Origin of the sequence: Streptomyces sp. Ru62, from assembly GCF_002920615.1 — a bacterium.
Taxonomy (GTDB): Bacteria; Actinomycetota; Actinomycetes; order Streptomycetales; family Streptomycetaceae; genus Streptomyces.
In genome coordinates, this window is the sequence record NZ_PQSU01000005.1 from 1 (window position 1) to 21,747 (window position 21,747).

The 21,747-nt window shown below is 68.6% G+C and carries 18 protein-coding genes; 7 read left to right on the forward strand and 11 right to left on the reverse strand.

Going from position 1 to position 21,747, the window contains the following annotated elements; all coding sequences use genetic code 11:
• Positions 1-436 precede the first annotated feature (436 nt).
• From C3492_RS08065 to thyX, 3 genes are all read right to left on the reverse strand, one after another.
• The gene (locus tag C3492_RS08065) at positions 437-2,122 is read right to left on the reverse strand and encodes a ribonuclease J (protein ID WP_103811064.1); all 1,686 of its coding nucleotides are present in this window, start codon (positions 2,120-2,122) and stop codon (positions 437-439) included.
• Positions 2,123-2,277: 155 nt separating this feature from the next.
• Entirely contained in the window at positions 2,278-3,177 is a 900-nt protein-coding gene (dapA, locus tag C3492_RS08070) for a 4-hydroxy-tetrahydrodipicolinate synthase (protein ID WP_103811065.1), read from the reverse strand.
• A 211-nt stretch (positions 3,178-3,388) separates the two neighbouring features.
• Positions 3,389-4,138, reverse strand: coding sequence for an FAD-dependent thymidylate synthase (gene thyX, locus C3492_RS08075; RefSeq protein WP_103811066.1), 750 nt, complete (start codon positions 4,136-4,138; stop codon positions 3,389-3,391).
• 175 nt (positions 4,139-4,313) lie between these two features.
• Between thyX and C3492_RS08080 the strand changes: the two genes are divergently transcribed.
• Complete coding sequence (locus C3492_RS08080) at positions 4,314-4,550, forward strand: hypothetical protein (protein WP_103811067.1); 237 nt, start codon at positions 4,314-4,316, stop codon at positions 4,548-4,550.
• A 102-nt stretch (positions 4,551-4,652) separates the two neighbouring features.
• On the forward strand, positions 4,653-5,207 hold the full coding sequence (locus C3492_RS08085; RefSeq protein ID WP_103811068.1) for a hypothetical protein: 555 nt from the start codon (positions 4,653-4,655) through the stop codon (positions 5,205-5,207).
• Positions 5,208-5,246: 39 nt separating this feature from the next.
• Here the strand turns inward: C3492_RS08085 and C3492_RS08090 are convergent, their stop codons facing one another.
• The 5 genes from C3492_RS08090 to rpsO all read right to left on the reverse strand — a co-directional run bounded on the left by C3492_RS08090 (position 5,247) and on the right by rpsO (position 10,773).
• The gene (locus tag C3492_RS08090; RefSeq protein ID WP_103811069.1) at positions 5,247-5,702 is read right to left on the reverse strand and encodes a tetratricopeptide repeat protein; all 456 of its coding nucleotides are present in this window, start codon (positions 5,700-5,702) and stop codon (positions 5,247-5,249) included.
• Positions 5,703-5,730: 28 nt separating this feature from the next.
• Complete coding sequence (gene dapB, locus C3492_RS08095; RefSeq protein ID WP_103811070.1) at positions 5,731-6,483, reverse strand: 4-hydroxy-tetrahydrodipicolinate reductase; 753 nt, start codon at positions 6,481-6,483, stop codon at positions 5,731-5,733.
• A gap of 26 nt (positions 6,484-6,509) precedes the next feature.
• Positions 6,510-7,889, reverse strand: coding sequence for a pitrilysin family protein (locus C3492_RS08100; protein ID WP_103811071.1), 1,380 nt, complete (start codon positions 7,887-7,889; stop codon positions 6,510-6,512).
• On the reverse strand, positions 7,886-10,105 hold the full coding sequence (locus tag C3492_RS08105) for a polyribonucleotide nucleotidyltransferase (RefSeq protein ID WP_103811072.1): 2,220 nt from the start codon (positions 10,103-10,105) through the stop codon (positions 7,886-7,888). Before C3492_RS08105 ends, C3492_RS08100 begins: the two co-directional genes overlap by 4 nt.
• Before the next feature lie 380 nt (positions 10,106-10,485).
• Positions 10,486-10,773: a 30S ribosomal protein S15 gene (gene rpsO / locus C3492_RS08110; protein WP_103811073.1), complete on the reverse strand. Its 288-nt coding sequence runs from the start codon at positions 10,771-10,773 to the stop codon at positions 10,486-10,488.
• A 273-nt stretch (positions 10,774-11,046) separates the two neighbouring features.
• Here rpsO and C3492_RS08115 point away from each other — a divergent pair, with 273 nt between their 5' ends.
• Positions 11,047-11,340 carry a DUF397 domain-containing protein gene (locus C3492_RS08115; RefSeq protein WP_103811074.1) on the forward strand — a complete coding sequence of 98 codons (294 nt, stop codon included), beginning with the start codon at positions 11,047-11,049 and terminating at the stop codon, positions 11,338-11,340.
• Positions 11,341-11,431: 91 nt separating this feature from the next.
• Here C3492_RS08115 and eccD read toward each other — a convergent pair whose 3' ends face one another.
• Positions 11,432-12,940, reverse strand: a complete 1,509-nt coding sequence (gene eccD / locus C3492_RS08120; RefSeq protein ID WP_103811310.1) for a type VII secretion integral membrane protein EccD — start codon at positions 12,938-12,940, stop codon at positions 11,432-11,434.
• A 336-nt stretch (positions 12,941-13,276) separates the two neighbouring features.
• Here eccD and eccCa point away from each other — a divergent pair, with 336 nt between their 5' ends.
• The 4 genes from eccCa to C3492_RS44135 all read left to right on the forward strand — a co-directional run bounded on the left by eccCa (position 13,277) and on the right by C3492_RS44135 (position 20,755).
• A complete protein-coding gene (eccCa, locus tag C3492_RS08125) occupies positions 13,277-17,251 on the forward strand; it encodes a type VII secretion protein EccCa (protein ID WP_103811075.1) in 3,975 nt (1,324 codons plus the stop codon).
• Positions 17,252-17,323: 72 nt separating this feature from the next.
• Complete coding sequence (locus C3492_RS08130) at positions 17,324-17,773, forward strand: hypothetical protein (protein WP_103811076.1); 450 nt, start codon at positions 17,324-17,326, stop codon at positions 17,771-17,773.
• Between the two features lie 5 nt (positions 17,774-17,778).
• The gene (locus C3492_RS08135; protein ID WP_103811077.1) at positions 17,779-20,061 is read left to right on the forward strand and encodes a DUF6571 family protein; all 2,283 of its coding nucleotides are present in this window, start codon (positions 17,779-17,781) and stop codon (positions 20,059-20,061) included.
• 184 nt (positions 20,062-20,245) lie between these two features.
• The gene (locus C3492_RS44135) at positions 20,246-20,755 is read left to right on the forward strand and encodes a hypothetical protein (RefSeq protein ID WP_146075659.1); all 510 of its coding nucleotides are present in this window, start codon (positions 20,246-20,248) and stop codon (positions 20,753-20,755) included.
• Between the two features lie 238 nt (positions 20,756-20,993).
• Here C3492_RS44135 and C3492_RS08145 read toward each other — a convergent pair whose 3' ends face one another.
• The gene (locus C3492_RS08145; RefSeq protein ID WP_103811079.1) at positions 20,994-21,293 is read right to left on the reverse strand and encodes a WXG100 family type VII secretion target; all 300 of its coding nucleotides are present in this window, start codon (positions 21,291-21,293) and stop codon (positions 20,994-20,996) included.
• 78 nt (positions 21,294-21,371) lie between these two features.
• Positions 21,372-21,716: a WXG100 family type VII secretion target gene (locus C3492_RS08150; RefSeq protein WP_030657588.1), complete on the reverse strand. Its 345-nt coding sequence runs from the start codon at positions 21,714-21,716 to the stop codon at positions 21,372-21,374.
• Between the last annotated feature and the right edge of the window lie 31 nt (positions 21,717-21,747).

The window sequence follows — 21,747 nt, forward strand, 5'->3', positions numbered from 1 at the left end:
AACCGTTCACAGCGTCCTCGCTGTGTTTTTTCAAAGGAACCTCGTCCCAGTCATGACGACCGGAGACGGGATATCAACATATCTGGCGTTGATTTTTGGCACGCTGTTGAGTTCTCAAGGAACGGTCGCTTCCTTTGTACTCACCCTCTCGGGCTTTCCTCCGGGCGCTTCCCTTCGGTCTTGCGTTTCCGACTCTATCAGACCGTTTCGCGATCCGATTTCCTCGGCGCTTTCCAGGTTTCCGCTCTCGCGTTTCCCTTTCCGGCGGTTCCGACTTTATCAGAAGTTCTGAGTCGGTTTTCCCACCCGCTCCGGTCATCCGTGTCCAGCGCGTGAAGTGCTGGGGTTCCCGGTTGGGCGGAGCCGTAAACGTACTGGAGCGGGGCGCCCCGATGCAAATCGAGGCGCCCCGCTCCTGGTTCGGACCGACGAGGCGTCAGACCTCCACGACCACCGGCAGGATCATCGGCCTGCGGCGATAGGTGTCCGAGACCCACTTGCCGAGGGTCCGGCGGACCAGTTGCTGGAGCTGGTGGGGCTCCACGACGCCGTCCTGGGCGGACCGCTCCAGGACCTCAGTGATCTTCGGGAGGACGTCGGCGAAGGCCGAGTCCTCGATGCCGGAGCCGCGGGCCTGGACGTGCGGGCCACCGGTGATCTTGCCGGTGGAGGCGTCCACGACCACGAACACCGAGATGATGCCCTCGTCGCCGAGGATCTTCCGGTCCTTGAGCGCCGGCTCGCCGACGTCGCCGACCGAGAGCCCGTCGACGTAGACGTAACCCGCCTGGACCTTGCCGGCGATCTTCGCCTTGCCCTCGACCAGGTCGACGGCCACGCCGTCCTCGGCGATGACGATCCGGTCGTGCGGGACGCCGGTCAGGGCGCCCAGCTCGGCGTTCGCCCTCAGGTGGCGCCACTCGCCGTGTACCGGCATCAGGTTCTTCGGGCGGCAGATGTTGTAGAAGTACAGCAGCTCGCCCGCGGACGCGTGGCCGGAAACGTGCACCTTGGCGTTGCCCTTGTGGACGACGTTGGCGCCCCAGCGGGTCAGGCCGTTGATCACGCGGTAGACCGCGTTCTCGTTCCCGGGGATCAGCGAGGACGCGAGGATGACCGTGTCGCCCTCGACGATGCGGATCTGGTGGTCCCGGTTGGCCATGCGGGACAGCGCCGCCATCGGTTCGCCTTGGGAGCCCGTGCAGACGAGGACCACCTCGTGGTCGGGCAGGTCGTCCAGCGTCTTGACGTCGACCACCAGGCCCGGCGGCACCTTCAGGTAGCCGAGGTCGCGGGCGATGCCCATGTTGCGGACCATGGAGCGGCCGACGAAGGCGACCCGGCGGCCGTACTCGTGGGCCGCGTCCAGAATCTGCTGGATGCGGTGGACATGGCTGGCGAAGCTCGCCACGATGATCCGCTTACGGGCGCCGGCGAAGACCTGTCGCAGGACGTTGGAGATGTCGCGCTCGTGCGGGGTGAAGCCAGGGACCTCGGCGTTCGTCGAGTCGGAGAGGAGGAGGTCGATGCCCTCTTCGCTCAGCCGCGCGAAGGCGTGCAGGTCCGTGAGGCGGTTGTCCAGCGGGAGCTGGTCCATCTTGAAGTCGCCGGTGTGCACCACCATGCCGGCGGGGGTGCGGATGGCGACGGCCAGTGCGTCCGGGATGGAGTGGTTGACGGCGACGAACTCGCAGTCGAAGGGGCCGATGCGCTCACGGTTCCCCTCCGCCACCTCCAGGGTGTACGGGCGGATCCGGTGCTCCTGGAGCTTGGCCTCGATCAGCGCGAGGGTGAGCTTGGAGCCGATCAGCGGGATGTCCGGCTTCTCGCGCAGCAGGAAGGGGACACCGCCGATGTGGTCCTCGTGGCCGTGCGTGAGGACGATGCCCTCGATGTCGTCGAGGCGGTCGCGGATGGACGAGAAGTCCGGCAGGATCAGGTCGATTCCGGGCTGCTCCTCCTCGGGGAAGAGCACTCCGCAGTCGACGATCAGCAGGCGACCGCCGTACTCGAAGACCGTCATGTTTCGGCCGATCTCGCCGAGGCCGCCGAGCGGGGTGACCCGCAGGCCCCCCTCGGGGAGCGGCGGGGGCGGGCCGAGTTCAGGGTGCGGATGACTCAAAAGACTCTCCTCACCACGCGCGCCACGTACCGGTATGGCACGTGGCGCGCGTGACGTTCGTGCTGAAGCAGTTGTCGTTGTCGGTTGCAGGCACCGGTGGCCTGCGTCTTCTGTTGTTCTTCAGTTGTGAAGCCCCTGTGGTGCCAAGTCTGTTGTCAGAGCTGTACCCCGCCGGCGGCAAGATCGATCTTGAGCTGTGCGATCTCCTCGGGCGAACACTCGACCATCGGCGAACGCAGCGGTCCGGCCGGCAGTCCCTGGAGGGCCAGGGCGGCCTTGGTGGTCATGACTCCCTGGGTGCGGAACATGCCGGTGTAGACCGGGAGCAGCTTCTGGTGGATCTCCGTGGCCTTGACGACGTCACCCGAGGTGTAGGCGTCCACCAGGGCGCGCAGGTCGGGGGTGACCAGGTGGCCGACGACGGAGACGAAGCCGACCGCGCCCACGGAGAGCAGCGGGAGGTTGAGCATGTCGTCGCCGGAGTACCAGGCGAGGCCGGACTGGGCGATGGCCCAGCTGGCGCGGCCGAGGTCGCCCTTGGCGTCCTTGTTGGCGACGATCCGGGGGTGCTCGGCGAGCCGGACGAGGGTCTCGGTGTTGATCGGGACGCCGCTGCGGCCGGGGATGTCGTAGAGCATGACCGGCAGGCCGGTGGCGTCGGCGACGGCCGTGAAGTGCCGGTACAGGCCCTCCTGCGGGGGCTTGTTGTAGTACGGCGTGACGACCAGGAGGCCGTGGGCGCCGATCCGCTCCGCTTCGCGGGCCAGCTCGATGCTGTGGTGGGTGTCGTTGGTGCCGACTCCGGCCACCACGTGGGCGCGGTCGCCGACGGCCTCCAGGACGGCTCGTACGAGGTCCGATTTCTCCGCGTCACTGGTGGTGGGGGACTCGCCGGTGGTGCCGTTGATGATCAGGCCGTCGTTGCCTGCGTCCACCAGGTGGGCGGCGAGTCGCTGCGCGCCGTCGAGGTCGAGTGCGCCGTCCGCCGTGAAGGGCGTGACCATGGCGGTGAGGACCCGCCCGAAGGGGGTCTGCGGAGTCGAGGTCGGAGCCATGGGTAACACGCTACTCGGTGCTCGATGCGGGATGTGCCCTCGGGGTGTCGGGAAAGTCAGGACAAAGATGGAGCCCGGCACTGCCTGCTCGGGGGTTCAAGCAGTGCCGGGTCCGTTTGATCAGGCTAGATGAACTTCTCTAAATGCCGCAATACGGACACTTCGCCAGGCTGACCCGTACATCCGTTCTCGACAGGGGAACAAGGCTTCGTTACGGGGCCACACGCCCGTTCGCGTTGAAGGCGGCGTACGTCAGCGGCATGAGCTTCGCCCACTCCGCCTCCATCTTCTCGCCCACCATCTCGATCTCCCGCTGCGGGAAGGACGGCACCTTGGCCAGCTCGTGCTGGGTGCGCAGGCCGAGGAAGTGCATCAGGGAGCGCGCGTTGCAGGTGGCGTACATCGAGGAGTAGAGGCCGACAGGGAGGGCCGCGCGGGCCACCTCGCGCGCGACGCCCTCGGCGAGCAGCTTCTGGTAGGCCGCGTACGCCTGCTCGTACGACTCCCGCAGGGTGCCGCTCACGGCCTCGTGCTGGGCCGGGGTGCCCTCGACGAAGACGTACTTGCCGGGGCGGCCCTGCTGGACGAGCTTGCGGTCGGAGCCGGGGACGTAGAAGACCGGCTGGAGCTCGCGGTAGCGGCCCGATTCCTCGTTGTACGACCAGCCGACCCGGTGCCGCATGAACTCGCGGAAGACGAAGATCGGGGCGCTGACGAAGAACGTCATCGAGTTGTGCTCGAACGGGCTGCCGTGCCGGTCGCGCATCAGGTAGTTGATCAGGCCCTTGGAGCGCTCGGGGTCCTTCTTCAGTTCGTCCAGGGACTGCTCGCCGGCGGTGGAGACACGGGCGGCGAAGAGCACGTCGGCGTCCGAAGCGCTGGACTTCACCAGCTCGACGGTGACGTCACTGCGGAACGTGAGCGACTCGGGGGTGGTCACGGGGGTTGGGGTCCTTCCCATCACTTCGGTGGTTGCGACCACCTTACGGGGGCACCCGGCGGGGCCTGGCATCACCTCACCTCAAAGAACGCCGCCGCGATTTTTTCGGACATGGGCACCTTTTGTGTCACTCGATCGTCTGTATGGGTGAGGTCCGTACATTCGATCACCAACCCTGAAAGGAACGGCACCCACGATGTTCGGTCGGCGCGAGCCCGTACCCTTCGCCTTCCTGGCCGAGGCGGACAGGTTCCGCAGCAATGTCACTCCCCCGCCCCGCCGGCGTGCGTCGTTCGGCGAGATGGCCGGGCGCTGGCTGCTGGGCCTCACCATCGTCGCCGGGCTCATAGGTGCCCTGGTTCTGGGCATGCCGGCGCTCTCCACGCCGTCGGACACACCGGCTCAGCAGTCCCAGGCGTCCCAGGGGCACTGAGCGCGGGCACTGCCCCTTCCGGACGCTCAAGGCTGGTGAGCGGGAACGGGGCCGGATAGCCTCACCGGCACAGCCCCCGTGAGGACCGAGTGAGGACCAGCCGTGCCCCTGCCCTTCCTGACGGCCGACCGCACCTTCGAGACGACGGCCGAGAGTGCGCTGCCGTACGACGACCCGGACCGCTGGCGGCGGCCGTACCGGCCCGGTCCCTGGCGCGTGGGTGTGGCCGCGCTCGTGCTGCTGCTCGCCTCGTTCGTCCTGTTCGCCGCCGTGCTCACCGCGCTCACCGGCTCGCCTGCCGACGCCGGGGTGGTCCTCGGCGTGGGCCTGGCGATCGTCGTCGGCGCGCTGCGGCTGCTGCGCATGGGAGTGTGGGTGAGCCGGCGCGGACTGCGCCGGACCGGCTTCCTGGTCACGCGGACGGCGCCGTGGGCGCGGGTGGTCTCGGTGCGGACGGTGCAGCAGCCGGTGCGCTGGCTGGGTCTGCCGCGCACGGTGCAGGGGCAGGCGCTGGCGCTCGTCCGCAAGGACCGGCGTCCGGAGGACACCCCGCCGCTGCTCACCACGCACGGCCTGGACTTCCTCGGCCGGCCGATGGCCTTCGACCGGGCGGCCGACGCGGTGGAGGCGTGGGCGGCGGAGTACGGGGGCCGCTGAGCGAACGGTGCGGTGACGCGGTCCGGCGAGGGCGCGCCGTCAGGCCGCCTGGACCGGCTTTCCGTCGTGCAGGGCGATGGCCCTCTGCATCGCCTTGCGGGCACGGGGGGTGTCGCGGGCGTCGTGGTAGGCGACGGCCAGGCGGAACCAGCAGCGCCAGTCGTCCGGGGACGCCTCCGTCTCCGACTTGCGCTTGGCGAACACCTCGTCGGCCGAGTCGCGGTCGATCCGGCCGCTGGGCAGGCGCTTGAGCTCGTCGACCGGCAGGCCGCCCTCGGCGTCGAGTTCCGCGGCGAGCTGGTTCGCCTTGCGGACGAACTGGGTGTTCTTCCACAGGAACCACAGGCCGATGAGCGGCAGGACCAGCACCGCCACGCCGAAGGTGACGGTGACGACCGTGCCGGACTGGATGAGCATCACGCCACGGCTGCCGACCAGGACGAAATAGAAGACCAGGACGGCGGCCGTGATGAGGTAGGTGATCTTCGCGCGCATCGGAGGCGTCTGTCTCGGCTCGGTCGTCTCAGCTCAGGTCCAGGAAGTTCTCCAGGCCGAAGGTCAGGCCCGGAGTGGTCACCACGCGGCGTGCGCCGAGCAGGATGCCCGGCATGAAGCTGCTGTGGTGCAGGGAGTCGTGGCGGATGGTGAGGGTCTCGCCCTCGCCGCCGAGCAGCACCTCCTGGTGGGCCAGCAGGCCGCGCAGGCGGACCGCGTGCACGGGGACGCCGTCGACGCTGGCGCCCCGCGCGCCCTCCAGAGCCGTGACGGTGGCGTCCGGCGCCGGTGCCGTCCCGGCCGCCCGGCGGGCCTCGGCGATGAGCTGGGCCGTGCGCGTGGCCGTACCGCTCGGTGCGTCCACCTTGTTCGGGTGGTGCAGCTCGACCACCTCGACCGACTCGAAGTACGGCGCGGCGATCTGTGCGAACTTCATCGTCAGCACGGCTCCGATGGAGAAGTTCGGCGCGATGAGCACGCCGGTCTCCGGGGACTGGGCGAGCCAGCCCTTCAGCTGCGCGAGGCGGTCCTCGGTCCAGCCCGTCGTGCCGACGACGGCGTGGATGCCGTGGCGCACGCAGAAGTCCAGGTTGCCCATGACCGAGGCGGGGGTGGTCAGCTCGACGGCGACCTGGGCGCCGGTCTCCGCCAGCGTCTCCAGCTTGTCGCCGCGGCCGAGGGCGGCGACCAGCTCCATGTCCTCGGCGGCCTCGACAGCCTTGGCCGCCTCCGCCCCGATCCGGCCCTTGGCACCGAGGACCGCCACGCGCAGCTTGCTCATGTTCCTGCTTCCTAACCGGTGGTGTTTCAGGCGACCGCGTCGTGCAGCCGGGAGGCCTGCTTGTCCTTGAGCGGGCCGATGACCGACAGCGACGGGCGCTGTCCCAGGATGTCGCGGGCGACCGCGCGGACCTCGTCCGGGGTGACCGCCTCCATCTTCGCGAGCATGTCGTCCACGGACATCTGCTCGCCCCAGCACAGCTCGCTCTTGCCGATACGGTTCATCAGCGCGCCGGTGTCCTCCAGGCCCAGGACCGTGGAGCCCCGCAGCTGGCCGATGGCGCGGGCGATCTCGTCGTCGGAGAGGCCGTTCTGCGCGACGTGGTCGAGTTCGTCGCGGCAGATCCGCAGGACGTCGTACACCTGGCTGGGCCGGCAGCCGGCGTAGACGCCGAACAGGCCGCAGTCCGCGAAGGCGGAGGTGTACGAGTACACGCTGTAGGCGAGGCCGCGCTTCTCCCTGACCTCCTGGAAGAGGCGGGAGGACATGCCGCCGCCGAGGGCGGTGTTGAGCACGCCCATGGCCCAGCGGCGGTCGTCGGCGCGGGCGATGCCCGGCATGCCGAGGACGACGTGCGCCTGCTCGGTCTTGCGGGCGAGCAGTTCGACCTTGCCGGAGGTGCGGATCGTACGGCGGCCCTCGCGCGGGGCGATGGGCTGCGCGTCCGGGTCGCGGAGGGCGCCCGCCTTCTCGAAGGCCGCGCGGACCTGTCGGACGACCTTGTTGTGGTCGATGTTGCCCGCGCAGGCGACCACGAGGTGGGTCGGGTCGTAGTGCTTCCGGTAGAAGCGGCGGATGCGGTCGGCGGTGAGGGCGTTGACCGTGTCGACCGTGCCGAGCACGGGGCGGCCGAGGGCGTTGTCGCCGAACATGGTGTGCGCGAACAGGTCGTGCACACAGTCGCCCGGGTCGTCCTCGGTCATGGCGATCTCTTCGAGGATCGCGCCGCGCTCGACGTCGACGTCCTCTTCGAGGATCAGCGAGCCGGTCAGCATGTCGCAGACGACGTCGATGGCGAGGGGCAGGTCGGTGTCGAGCACGCGCGCGTAGTAGCACGTGTACTCCTTGGCCGTGAACGCGTTCATCTCACCGCCGACCGCGTCGAGCGCGGAGGAGATGTCGAGCGCGCTGCGGCGGGCCGTGCCCTTGAAGAGCAGGTGCTCCAGGTAGTGCGTCGCGCCGTTCAGGGACGGGGTCTCGTCGCGGGAGCCGACGTGCGCCCAGATGCCGAAGGTGGCGGAGCGGACCGAGGGCAGGGTCTCGGTGACGATGCGCAGGCCGCCGGGGAGGGTGGTCCTGCGGACCGTTCCGATGCCGCCTGTGCCCTTGATGAGGGTTTGGGTACGGGCGACGGCCCGCGCCTCCGAAGAGGGGCGGGCCGTCACCTTGGAGCCACGGGACGTCACTGCTCGGCGTCGTCCTTGTCCTGCTCGTTGCCTTCCTCGCCCTCGATCACCGGAACGAGGGAGAGCTTGCCGCGGGAGTCGATCTCGGCGATCTCGACCTGGACCTTCTGGCCCACGCCGAGCACGTCCTCGACGTTCTCCACGCGCTTGCCGCCGGCGAGCTTGCGGATCTGCGAGATGTGCAGCAGACCGTCCTTGCCGGGCAGCAGGGAGACGAACGCACCGAAGGTGGTCGTCTTGACGACCGTACCCAGGTACCGCTCGCCGACCTCGGGCATCGTCGGGTTGGCGATGCCGTTGATCGTGGTGCGGGCGGCCTCGGCGGAGGGGCCGTCGGCGGCGCCGATGTAGATCGTGCCGTCGTCCTCGATGGTGATCTCGGCGCCCGTGTCCTCCTGGATCTGGTTGATCATCTTGCCCTTGGGGCCGATGACCTCACCGATCTTGTCGACCGGGATCTTGACGGTGATGATCCGCGGAGCGTGCGGGCTCATCTCGTCGGGCCGGTCGATGGCCTCCATCATCACGTCGAGGATGTGGAGGCGGGCGTCGCGGGCCTGCTTGAGGGCCGCGGCCAGGACGGAGGCCGGGATGCCGTCCAGCTTGGTGTCGAGCTGGAGGGCGGTCACGAACTCCTTGGTGCCGGCGACCTTGAAGTCCATGTCGCCGAAGGCGTCCTCCGCACCGAGGATGTCGGTGAGGGTGACGTAGTGCGTCTCGCCCTCGATCTCCTGGGAGATCAGGCCCATGGCGATGCCGGCGACCGGGGCCTTCAGCGGCACACCGGCGTTCAGCAGCGACATGGTGGAGGCGCAGACCGAGCCCATGGACGTCGAGCCGTTGGAGCCGAGGGCCTCGGACACCTGACGGATCGCGTACGGGAACTCCTCGCGCGTCGGCAGCACCGGGACGAGGGCGCGCTCTGCGAGGGCGCCGTGGCCGATCTCGCGGCGCTTCGGGGAGCCGACGCGACCGGTCTCACCGGTGGAGTACGGCGGGAAGTTGTAGTTGTGCATGTAGCGCTTGCGGGTCACCGGGGAGAGGGTGTCCAGCTGCTGCTCCATGCGGAGCATGTTGAGGGTGGTGACGCCCAGGATCTGGGTCTCGCCACGCTCGAACAGCGCGGAGCCGTGCACCCGCGGGATGGCCTCGACCTCGGCGGCCAGGGTGCGGATGTCGGTGACACCGCGGCCGTCGATGCGCTTCTTCTCCTTGATCACGCGCTCGCGGACCAGCTGCTTGGTGAGCGAGCGGTACGCGGCGGAGATCTCCTTCTCCCGGCCCTCGAACTCCGGCAGGAGCTTCTCGGCGGCCAGACCCTTGACGCGGTCCAGCTCGGCCTCGCGCTCCTGCTTGCCGGCGATGGTGAGCGCCTGGGCCAGCTCGGGGCGGACCGCGGCGGTCAGCGCCTCGAACACGTCGTCCTGGTAGTCCAGGAAGATCGGGAACTCGGCGGTCGGCTTGGCGGCCTTGGCGGCGAGGTCGGCCTGCGCGCGGCACAGGACCTTGATGAAGGGCTTGGCGGCCTCCAGACCGGCGGCGACGACCTCCTCGGTCGGCGCCTCGGCACCGCCCTCGACCAGCTTGATGGTCTTCTCGGTGGCCTCGGCCTCGACCATCATGATCGCGACGTCGCCGTCCTCCAGGACGCGACCGGCGACGACCATGTCGAAGACGGCGTCCTCCAGCTCGGTGTGCGTCGGGAACGCCACCCACTGGCCGCGAATCAGCGCGACGCGGACGCCGCCGATCGGGCCGGAGAAGGGCAGACCGGCCAGCTGCGTGGACGCGGACGCGGCGTTGATCGCCACGACGTCGTACAGGTGGTCGGGGTTGAGGGCCATGATCGTGGCGACGACCTGGATCTCGTTGCGCAGGCCCTTCTTGAAGGACGGGCGCAGCGGACGGTCGATGAGGCGGCAGGTGAGGATGGCGTCCTCGGACGGCCGGCCCTCACGGCGGAAGAAGCTGCCGGGGATCTTGCCGGCGGCGTACATCCGCTCCTCGACGTCCACCGTCAGCGGGAAGAAGTCGAGCTGGTCCTTGGGGTTCTTGGAGGCGGTGGTGGCCGACAGCACCATGGTGTCGTCGTCCAGGTACGCCACGGCGGAGCCGGCGGCCTGCTTGGCCAGGCGGCCCGTCTCGAAGCGGATGGTGCGGGTGCCGAAGGGACCGTTGTCAATGACGGCCTCGGCGTAGTGGGTCTCGTTCTCCACTAGCGTTTTCTCCGTTACGTATCGTCTTTCGTCCCTTGGCTGCCCGTGTGGCAGGGGGACGGTGGCGGAGAAGCGCTCCGTGCGGTGCGGGCCGGTCTTCGATCGAAGCACCCGGGGCTCGCTTCCCCCCGGGGGCCACTACCGAGGACCGGCGGCGGCTGGGTGCGCTCCTCCTCGTTCTGTCACGTACCCCGTCGTGCTGTGGCGTACGTCGTTCCGTGTCGTGCGTATTGCGTTGTGCTACCACACTACAAAGCGTGAGTGACACTCCGCATGTCTCCGCACATACCGCGGAGGCTTCCGTGTGCGCGGCGGAGCCCCGCATACGGCAAAGGGAGCGGCCCCCGAGTACGTTCGGGAACCGCTCCCCTCATGGCGTCTTACCGGGCGCCCGCCGCACCGCGGCGGATGCCGAGGCGGTCGACCAGCGCACGGAAGCGCTGGATGTCCTTCTTCGCCAGGTACTGCAGAAGGCGGCGGCGCTGACCGACGAGGATCAGCAGGCCACGGCGGGAGTGGTGGTCGTGCTTGTGGGTCTTGAGGTGCTCGGTCAGGTCGGAGATCCGACGGGAGAGCAGAGCGACCTGGACCTCGGGGGAGCCGGTGTCACCCTCCTTGGTACCGAACTCGGCGATGATCTGCTTCTTCGTAGCGGCGTCGAGCGACACGCGTACTCCTCATAGTCTGTTGAGTGCCACCGAGTGCCCCCGGTCTACGTCTCGGGGGAGCTTCCGTTACTCGGGAGGCGGGGATCCGCTGGGCGCGGCCTCCAGAACGAGCACGGGGCGGTTCCGGGGGTGCGTACACAAACGGCCGTCACTCAGGGTACCAGGCGATGGCGGGCACCTTGCGCCCGGTCGGCGAACCGCCCTGGTGGGGCGGTCGCGGCCACTAGGGTGAGCGCCGGGACCGTACCTACCTCGGGAAGGGGTCGCTGCACGATGGCGGAAACGGAAGCGGAGATCAAGGCGCGCAAGGAGCGGGAGCGGGACGAGCTGTACGCCCTCGACATCTCGGGCGTCGAGTGGCACTGCGCGCCGGGCACGGAGGAGCACGAGGAGCGGGTCGAGATCGCGTACCTGCCCGGCGGGGCGGTGGCGATGCGGTCCTCGCTCGACCCGGACACGGTGCTGCGCTACACCGAGGCGGAGTGGCGGGCGTTCGTGCTGGGGGCTCGGGACGGGGAGTTCGATCTGACGCCCACGGCTCACAACGGGGGGTTGGACGTGCAGTGAGCCGTGCATGAGAAAGGGCGGCACGCGCGCGTGCCGCCCTTTTCGCCGTCCGGCTCCCCGCCGGTGCCGGCCCGCTTGCGCCGTCCGGCTCCTAGCTGGTCATGGCCCGCGCCTGCGCGTACACGTCGAAGACGGCCAGGGCCAGCGGGATCAACGTGAGCAGGACGAAGCTCTCGGCGATCTCCAGGAAGCGCCCCCAGAAGGGGGTGACACCACGCCGTGGGGTGATCAGGGCGATCGCGGTGACCAGGGCGGTGGCCGCGGCGACGGCGGCGGCGAGCCAGACGCTCCGGATGTCGAGGGCCAGGCTGTCACCCCGGAGGGCGTCGATCAGGTAGTCCCGCGGCGGGTTCAGGGCCAGCCCCAGGCCGAGGAAGACGATGGCGGCGAGGCCCGCGGCCAGGGTGGCGCCGACCTGTGCGGTGTAACGGAACAGGTGCGCCCGCATGAGCATCGCCACGCCGGTCGCGAGAGCCAGCAGCTGGGCCCAGAGGTTGCTGGAGAAGCCGAGGACGATGGACGCTCCCACGGCGACGAGAGCGCAGCCGCCGACGAGGCCAACGAGGAGTTCGTGGCCGCGCCGGGCCTGTGCGGCCACGCGCTCGGCGTCCACGGGCTCCTGGGGCGCGGGCTCGCCGGTGTCGTAGCCGCCGCGGGAGGGGTTGGGCGGTTCGAAGCCGATGGGCAGCCGCGCGAAACGCATGGACAGGCCGGGGAGGAAGGCCAGCGCCACGACGGAGAGCGGGGCGCAGACGGCGGCCGTCTCGATGGGCTTCAGCTCGGTGAGGATCGCGACGAAGGTCGTGAGCAGACCGACGGCGGAGGCGAAGAGGAACGCCACGAAGGGTCCGTCGCCGCCCGGCGACACCAGGGTGAGGACCAGGGAGGCGACCAGGACGGCCGTGCAGGCGAGCAGGAACTGCAGCCGCCCGATGCCCTCACCGGCGGACAGCGACAGCAGACCCGAGCCGGCCACGGCCACGTTGGGCAGGGCGCCGAGTCCCAGCGCGACGGCGGAGCCCCGGTCGTCGTACACACGCGCGCGTACGCACGCGATCGTGACGAGCAGGATGCCGCAGACGCCCGCGATGATGCCCTGCAGGCTGTGCATGTCGTGCCGGATCTGCGAGCTCCAGGCCACGAACGCGAGCAGCGCGGGCAGGATGCCGCCCGCGACGAGACCGGCGGCGCGGGTGAGGTCGCCGCTCCACAGGGTGCGGTCGCGGGTGACGGCTGCGGCCACGGCCTCGGAGACGTCGTCGAGGACGGCCGGGGGCAGCGACTCGGCGAACGGGCGCAGGGTGAGCAGCTCGCCGTCGAGGATGCGCTGGGCCGTGAAGGACCGGGCGCCGTCGAGGACGGTGCCGTCACGGCGTACGAGGTGGTAGCCGACCGGAGCGCCTTCGGCGGGGCTCTGCTGGGACAGGCGCAGGATCTCCGGGTAGAGGTCGGCGACCGGTACGTCGTCGGGCAGCGCGACGTCGATGCGGCTGTCGGGCGCCACGATGGTGACGCGGCAGAAGCCGAAGCCCATGCCCGCCCCGGAAGGGGCTCCGGTGCCCGGTCCACCGGTCGCGCCGGCCGGCGCGGAGGCCGTCATGCTCACCTGCTGTTCCCCCTCGTCGGTGGTGGGGCGGCCCAGGGTGCCACCGCGCACCTTCCGCCCGTAAAGATGCTGTGTAGGTTGTGCGACGCCTTCCCGCCCCACCGGCCGACCGAGCGGTTCTGGCCGGGGTCCGCGGGAGACACCTGCTTCGAACAGGTGCGGATTGCCCGGGTTTTCCCGGAACGATTCGCAACTGCTCACGCGCTTCACCGGCACCCTACCGCCCGCCGTCGTCCGTGGTTGTCAGTAGGATCGCGGTTCGCGATCGACGTCCGCCTGACACGGGGCGGCGGATGAAACATCTCGGTCCGGCAAGGGAATTGGTGCGTAGTGAGCCACATCGTCGTCAAGCGCCCACCGCGGGCACTGCCGAAGGAAGTGCCCACGGACGAGGTCGTACTGCAGGCTCCGCCGGAACTGCCGCGCGGTCAGCAGGAAGGCGCACTGATGCAGCTTCTGCCCATGCTGGGCATGGGCGGATCCGTGGTGTTCTTCTTCAACCCGCAGGCCCAGCCCTTCATGAAGATCATGGGCCTGGTGATGGTGGCCTCGACGATCGCCATGGGCATCTCGATGCTCGTCCGCTACCGCCGCGGCAATCAGGGACAGATGGCCGACCTGCGCCGTGACTACCTGCGTTACCTGTCGCAGACCCGCCGCGCCGCCGTGGAGACCGCGCGGTCCCAGCGCGACACCCAGTACTACCTGCACCCTTCGCCGGAGCAACTGTGGGCCCTGGTCGCCGAGGGCAGCCGGGTGTGGGAACGGCGCACCGCCGACGAGGACTTCGGGCAGGTGCGCGTCGGACTCGGTCCGCAGGCCCTGGCCACGCCCCTGATCCCGCCCCAGACCGCCCCGGTCGACGAGCTGGAGCCGCTGACCGCCGGCGCCATGCAGCGCTTCCTGGCGACGCACAGCACCCTCGACGACCTGCCGATGGCGGTGTCGCTGCGCGCCTTCTACCACGTGACGATCAGCGGCGAGCCGGGCACCGTGCGCGGCACCGCCCGGGCCGTCACCGCCTCCCTCGCTTCCCTGCACTCCCCCGAGGACCTGGTCATCGCCGTCGTCACCGCGCGCGAGTCGGCACCCGAATGGGAGTGGGCCAAGTGGCTGCCGCACGTGCAGGCTCCGGGCGTCACCGACGGCGCCGGCAGCATGCGTCTGATCAGCACCGACCCGGTGGAGCTGGAGGACCGGCTCGCCTCCCGCCTGGAGGGCCGCCCGCGTTTCCACCCGTCCGGGCCGCCCGTTGCCGAACAGCCCCATCTGGTGGTGGTGCTCGACGGCATCTCCCTTCCGCCCACCTCGTTGCTGGCCGGCCCCGAGGGCCTGCAGGGCGTGACGGTCCTGGAAGTCGTACCGGGCGACCTCACCATCGGGCGCGGCGACCTCTCGGTCGTCGTGCAGCCGAAGGAACTGCGCCTGGAGTCCGCCCACGGCATGGTCTACGAGGGGACCCCGGACGTCCTTTCGTACGAGGCGGCGGAGGCGTTGGCGCGTCAGTTGGCGCCGCTGCGCATGGCGTCGGGCGGTGACGACGACGAACCGCTGCTCGCCAACCTGGAGTTCACCGACCTGCTGAACCTGGGCGACGCGGCGTCGGTCGACCCCAAGCGGACCTGGCGGCCCCGCTCGCAGTCGGAGCGGCTGCGCGTGCCGATCGGTGTCGGTGAGGACGGCCGGCCCGTGATGCTCGACCTCAAGGAGGCGGCGCAGGAGGGCATGGGCCCGCACGGCCTGTGCGTCGGTGCGACCGGTTCCGGCAAGTCCGAGCTGCTGCGCACCCTGGTCCTCGGCCTCGCCGTGACCCACTCCTCCGAGACGCTGAACTTCGTCCTCGCCGACTTCAAGGGCGGTGCCACGTTCGCGGGCATGGCCCAGCTGCCGCACGTGGCGGCTGTGATCACCAACCTCGCGGACGACCTCACCCTCGTCGACCGCATGGGCGACTCCATCCGCGGTGAGCTGAACCGCCGCCAGGAGATGCTCCGCGACGCGGGCAACTACGCCAACATCCACGACTACGAGAAGGCGCGCGCGGCGGGTGCCCCGCTGCAGCCGATCCCGTCCCTCGTCCTGGTGATCGACGAGTTCAGCGAGCTGCTGACCGCCAAGCCCGACTTCATCGAGATGTTCGTGCAGATCGGCCGCATCGGCCGATCGCTGGGCGTGCACCTGCTGCTGGCCTCGCAGCGCCTGGAGGAGGGCCGTCTGAGGGGCCTGGAGACGTACCTCTCCTACCGGATCGGTCTGCGGACGTTCTCGGCGGCCGAGTCCCGCGCCGCGCTCGGCGTCCCGGACGCCTACGAGCTCCCGAACGTCCCGGGTTCCGGCTTCCTGAAGTTCGGCACGGACGAGATGGTCCGCTTCAAGGCCGCGTACGTATCCGGGGTGTACCGCACCAGCTCCCAGCAGGCCGCGGCGCTCGGCGGCCCGCTGCCCGTCGACCGCAGGCCGGTCCTGTTCACGGCGGCCGAGGTCCCGGTGCAGTACGTGCCCATCCCGCAGCAGCGGCAGGAGGAGGAGACCGGCAAGCGGCAGGACGACGCGCTCGCCGACACCGTCCTCGACGTGATCGTGCGGCGTCTGGAGGCGCAGGGCCCGGCCGCCCACCAGGTGTGGCTGCCCCCGCTGGACAGTCCGCCCTCGCTCGACGCGCTGCTGCCGGGACTCGCCCCGGTGCCCGGCCGCGGTATGACCCAGCCGGGCTACGAGGGCGCGGGCAGGCTGGTCGTCCCGGCCGGCCTGATCGACAAGCCGTACGAGCAGCGGCGCGACCCGCTGTGGCTGGACTTCGGCGGCGCGGCCGGCCATATGCAGATCATCGGCGGCCCGCAGTCCGGCAAGTCGACGCTGCTGCGCTCGATCATCGCGTCGTTCGCGCTGACCCACACCCCGTGGGAAGTCCAGTTCTACGGCCTGGACTTCGGCGGTGGCGGTATGGCCTCGGTGGCCGGCCTGCCGCATGTGGGCGGTGTCGCGTCCCGTCTGGACCCGGAGAAGGTCCGGCGCACGGCGGCCGAGGTGTACGGCGTCATGACCCGGCGGGAGGAGTACTTCCGCTCGGCGGGCATCTCCTCCATCGCGGAGTTCCGTACCCGTCGCGCGCGCGGGGACATCTCGGTGACCGACCAGCCCTGGGGTGACGTCTTCCTGGTCATCGACGGCTGGGGCAACTTCCGCACGGACTACGAGGCCCTTGAACCGCTGGTACTGGACATCGCCGCGCGTGGCCTGGGCTACGGCATCCACCTCGTCCTGACCGCCTCGCGCTCGATGGAGGTCCGCGCGAACCTCAAGGACCACCTGATGAACCGCCTTGAGCTGCGGCTGGGTGACCCCATGGACTCCGAGATCGACCGCAAGGTCGCGGCGAACGTCCCCACCGGTGTGCCGGGCCGCGGTCAGACCCCGCAGAAGCAGCACTTCATGGCGGCGGTCCCGCGCATCGACGGTCTCTCGTCCGACACGGACCTCGCGGAGGCGACGACCGCCCTCGCGGCCGAGGTCACCCGCCACTGGCAGGAGCCGGGCGCGCCCGAGGTGCGCCTGCTCCCCCGCGAGTTCCCGGCCACGCAGCTACCGCCGGGCGACCGTTTCCCGAGCCGCGGCATCTCCTTCGCCCTCGACGAGGACAACCTGGAGCCGGTGTTCGTGGACTTCGAACAGGACCCGTTCTTCCTGGTGTTCGGGGAGAGCGAGTCCGGCAAGTCGAACCTGCTGAAGCTGCTGATCAAGCGCCTGACCGAGCGGTACGACGGCAACACCTGCAAGCTCTTCGTCGTCGACAACCGCCGCTCGCTGCTCGGGGTGACCCCGAAGTCGCACCTGGCCGAGTACATCCCCATGTCGAACCAGATGCAGCACCACATGGACGCACTGGCCGACCTGATGCAGCGCCGCACCCCGACCGCCGATGTCACCCCGGAGCAGCTGCGCAACCGCAGCTGGTGGCGGGGTCCCACGGTGTACGTCGTCATCGACGACTACGACCTCGTGTCCACGTCGAGCGGCAACCCGCTGGCGGGCCTGACGGAACTGCTGCCGTTCGCCCGCGACGTCGGCGTCCGCTTCATCATCGCCCGCTCCACGGCGGGCGCGGGCCGTGCCGGTTACGAGTCCTTCATGCAGCGCATCAAGGAACTCGGCGCCCAGGGCGTGGTCCTCGCGGGCGACCCGGCCGAGGGCGACCTGCTGGGCGGAGTCCGACCGCGGCCGATGCCGGCGGGGCGGGGGATCTTCGTGTCTCGGAAGCGGGGGAAGCCCATGGTTCAGGTGGGATTGGTGGATGCGGAGAACTGAGGCACGTAGACACTGCTGGTCTGAGGCCGCTCCCGCTCATCGGCTGGAGCGCAGAGAGGGGAGGGGCCGCGCATGGCGTGGGACGAGTGGGAGCAGCTGAAGGCGAAGGCAGCGCAGAACCAGTCAGCCCGTATGCAGCTCAACCATGTGACTCCCGACAACGGAGGCGGCGAGAGTACGCGTGGTGATCTCACCGTGCACCAGGAGGATCTCTCCGCGATCGGTTCCGCTGCCCACGAACTGTTCCAGGACTTCAGCCGGTTCAGCGACCATGCCCGCATGTCCTCCATCAAGGCGGCCGGGGGACTGAAGACCGAGGGGTTCGACATCGGGGCTGCCCTCGATCATGTGGCCGAGCGCTGGGTGGACCAGGTGCAAAGCCTCCTCGACGCCTGCGCCCACATCTCCAACCACCTCCGCTACACCAAGAACCAGCACGCCGCCGACGAGTCCTACATCGCCGGCACTCTCAGCAGCATCTCCCAGCTGGACCAGGGCTTTGACGAGCGGAAGGGCAGCTGAGGGCCATGGATCTCGATGCATTGCGCCACGGGAACTTCTCGCAGCTCGGTGAGGCCATCACCGACTGGGAGGAGATGACCAAGAACCTGGCGACGCTGAAGGAAGACGCCCAGAACAACCTGAAGAGTCGCGCGGACAAGGCGCACTGGGCCGGTGTCAACGCACAGGTGAGCCGGGAGTTCGTCGGCAAGACCGCGGAGGAGTTCGCGGACGCCCACACGCAGGCGGACTCCATCACGAAGATCCTCAAGGACACCCGCGGCGAACTCGTCAAGTACCGCGACGAGCTGAACGAGACCCTCGAACGCGCACCGTACAAGTACTGCACCGTGATCGACACCGGCGGCGGGACCTTCACCGTCGCCGGTAATCCTCGTCCTGACTGGGCTTCCGACCCGAGCGGCAGCACAAGCGCGGTCAGCCAGCAAGACGTCGAGAACCTGCGCAACGAGGTTCAGCGCATTCTCAACAAGGCGACCGAGAGCGACAGTACTGCGGCCAAGGCGCTCCGACTCCTCGTCGACCAGGCGAAGTACGGATTCTCCGGCGCCCACTACGAAAACCGGGACCAAGCCGCCGAGGCGGTCGCGGACGCCGACCGGATGGCCAAGATCCTTGCGAAGAACCCGCACGACGTGACGAGTACGGAGCTCGCCGCACTCAACTCGACCCTGGCCAAGTACAAGAACGACCCACTGTTCGCCGAAGAGTTCGCCACGCAGGTCGGCCCGAGGAAGGTACTCACTTTCTGGGCCGGCATCGCCGATCCCTACCAGGGGACTTACGACCCCGACCGCGCCAAGCAAGCCAAACAGCTCCAGAAGAACCTCGGCGTCGTCATCGGTCAAGCCACCCTCTCGGACAGCGACAAGATGCAGAACTGGGAGCGGCAGATGATCCGGCTGGGTCCCGACCAGCTCGGGATCGACGACGCGGGCAACCCGACCGGTTACGCGGTCATGAGCAACCTCATGCGTTTCGGTGACTATGACGACCAGTTCCTCAACGACTACGGCGACAAGCTCGTCGCGTACGACAAGAAGGTGAACGGCCAGGGCATCAACGCCTGGGTCAACAACTTCAACCAGGGCGACCTCAACTACTGGGGCTACAAGAACGATCGTGGCCGCGACCCGATGACCGGATTCTTGGAAGCGCTCGGTCATAATCCGGACGCATCGACGCAGTTCTTCGCCCAGCCCGACGGCAGCGGTGACGCGGTCCGCAAGGACGCCCAGGTCAACGAGCACCTGAAGTACCTGACGAAGGAACGCGTCTGGGTCTCCGACGCCACGATGGAGGGCAACCACGACTACGTTGCGGCGCGCAACTCCCTCGGCCGCGCACTGGAGGCGGCCACGACCGGCTACTCTGCCGATGCCTCCCCGAAGGACATCGCCACGGGCGACCGACGCACCGCGGCCACGGCAGGTGTCATGGAACAGGTCGCCTACCTCTACGGTGGAGAGGACGGCCCGAAGATGTTGCACGACCAGCCTGAGCTGGCCGACAGCCTGGGCAAGATGGCTGGTGCGTACATCGATGACATCGATTACGAGCTGTCCGGTATCGGGGACCACGGCAAGGACGCCGGCGACTTCCCTGCTCGATATGCCGGACGCGCCCACTTCGGCAACCAGGGAGCCATCGATTTCCTGAGCGTCCTCGGCCAGGACGAAAATTCGCACAAGGCCGTGACAGCAGCCCAGCATGTTTATACCTTGAGCATGCTCGACGCCCACCCGCCGACCAGTGATGCACATATGAACCAGGCTCGGGACATCATGTCGGTGGGCGCGGAAGCCCGCGGCATTCTGGACAATTCCCGCGTGGAGCAGGCGGCAACGACGTACGGCGAGAATTCGGAGGAAGCCAACAAGGCACTGGGTCGGTCGGGCGACTGGAAGAAACTGCTGGTCGGAGCAGTAGTCGCAGGCGGCGTCGCCTCCATCCCACTCCCTGGATCCACGGCTGCCGCAGTGGTCATCGCCCCGGTCGCCGCCGACACGATCACCAATGCGGCCAATACGCTGCTCGGTCACGAGATCGACAAGGCGACGGATGACGCGGAATCCGATCCCCTGGTCCCGTCACAGATGACGAGCCGTCAATTCTACGGCAAAGGGGTCGACGATCTCGGATCGACCTACGATGCGTACTTCAAGGACCACCCAAACGCCAGGGCTGTCGCTGACCAGCAGCAATGGGTCGAAGAAACCAAGAGCAGCTACCTGGGCACCGGCTCCCACGAGAACGACTACCGGGGTCGGCCTCCCTACAAGGACTGAGCAGGGGCGTAAAGTGCTGCGAATCGCAAGGAACGGTAGATACGGGACGGCTCTCTCACTTACGGCTGCAGCGCTCCTCGTCGGGAGTTGCAGCAGTAACTCCGAGCAAGAGCAAGGGACAGCATCTGGGACGGCTGCGAGCAAGGTCTGCGACGGGACACTCGACGCTTCCGCCAGGAAAGCCTTGCAAAACCTGGCCGGTACTGATCAGTTCGACGAATCCACGGGCGCCGGCGAGGCGGGACAGCCCCATACGTTCACTGTACGGAACGCAGTGAGACATCTGCACGACGAATATCGTGAGCGCACGGCATGCTGGGTGTACAAGGCCGGCGACGACAGCGGGAAGCCGCTTCTTGAGATTCGTTTTTCGGCATCCCAAAGGTACCCTGCGCCATCCGACAAGGACGCCAACGGAAGCACGGTCAGATACCCCGTCGGACTGTATGCCCAAGTGGGCCGCGACGGCGCTGACCTGTTCTTTCAGTGCCCCACCATCGCAGCTTCCAAAGACGCGTACATCGGCGATACGAAGTATGTGAAGGCGGAACTGTCTGCCTCCAAAGCCCAGTTGCGCGGGGACAGCATCGACAAGGACCGCATGGTGATCCTGAATTCCGTCTCCCGGGAGGTGGCCCGGGAGGCAGGCTGCGCTGCGCAAGCCGGCCTGCCGACCGCGGTGCCCAATCCGTGACCGAACCCGATGGGCGACGCGGGGAACGCCGGCTGGATGTCAATCCGGCAGCCAGGAGGACAGCCTCGGCAGCCGGCATCCTTCAGGGCCATCTGCCCATCTGCCCGTCTTCGACCTTGCGGCAACCGGGCATGTCGCTGGCGTCGGATCGGCTTCTCCGGCCCGACACAACAACAGGGTGGGCGCCTCCCGTGCGCGCCCACCCTGCGGTTGCTTCGTCGCTCCTGCGAGCGTCGGCCTAGCGGAAGTAGCTGGCCGCCTTCTTGTCGCCTTCCATGTACGTACCGCCGGACTGGGCGACGACGTGGCCGATGCCGCTCAGCGCCTGGTGGATGTCGTTCGCTTCCTTGTCCCAGCGGTTCAGCTTCTCGTGGAAGGTGTCCTGGGCCTGGCCTTCCCAGTACTGCAGGCTGCTCACGACCAGCCGGCGCAGCTCCTGCAGGTCCTGTTCGAGCTGGCTCGCCTCGTTGCCGATCTTGGTCGCCGCGACGTCGAGCCCGTCATAAGTGACTGACAGGCCGTCAGCGTTGTTGGCCATACCTGTTACCTCGTCTCGCTGATGTGTATCCGGTGGATGCGCCGGGATGCCCGGCTGAAAGTCCTGGGTGCCGCTCGGTCAGTAGGAGCTGAGCGGAGACACGGTGGGAGCGCCGTCTCGCACGTCGATCTTGTTGACGGCCGCGCGGACCTCGTCTTCCTTGCTGTCCTTGATGTTGCGGGTCGCGGTCATGGCCTCGATGACGTCACCGAGGATGCCGCCGATGGCCTGGAGCGACTGGTTGATCTCGTACTGCTTCGAGTCGAAGGCGGCACGACCGATACCGTGCCACTGGCCCTCCAGGCCGTCGATGACGCCCTGCAGCCCGTGCACCCGCTTCCGGATGCCGTCGTACTTCTCCAGCATCTGCTTCTGCAGGTGGATTACTGCGGCATCTTCGAGCTTCTGCTTGTTCTCGGCCATCTCAGCCCTTTCTCTGTCTGTCTCGTTGGTC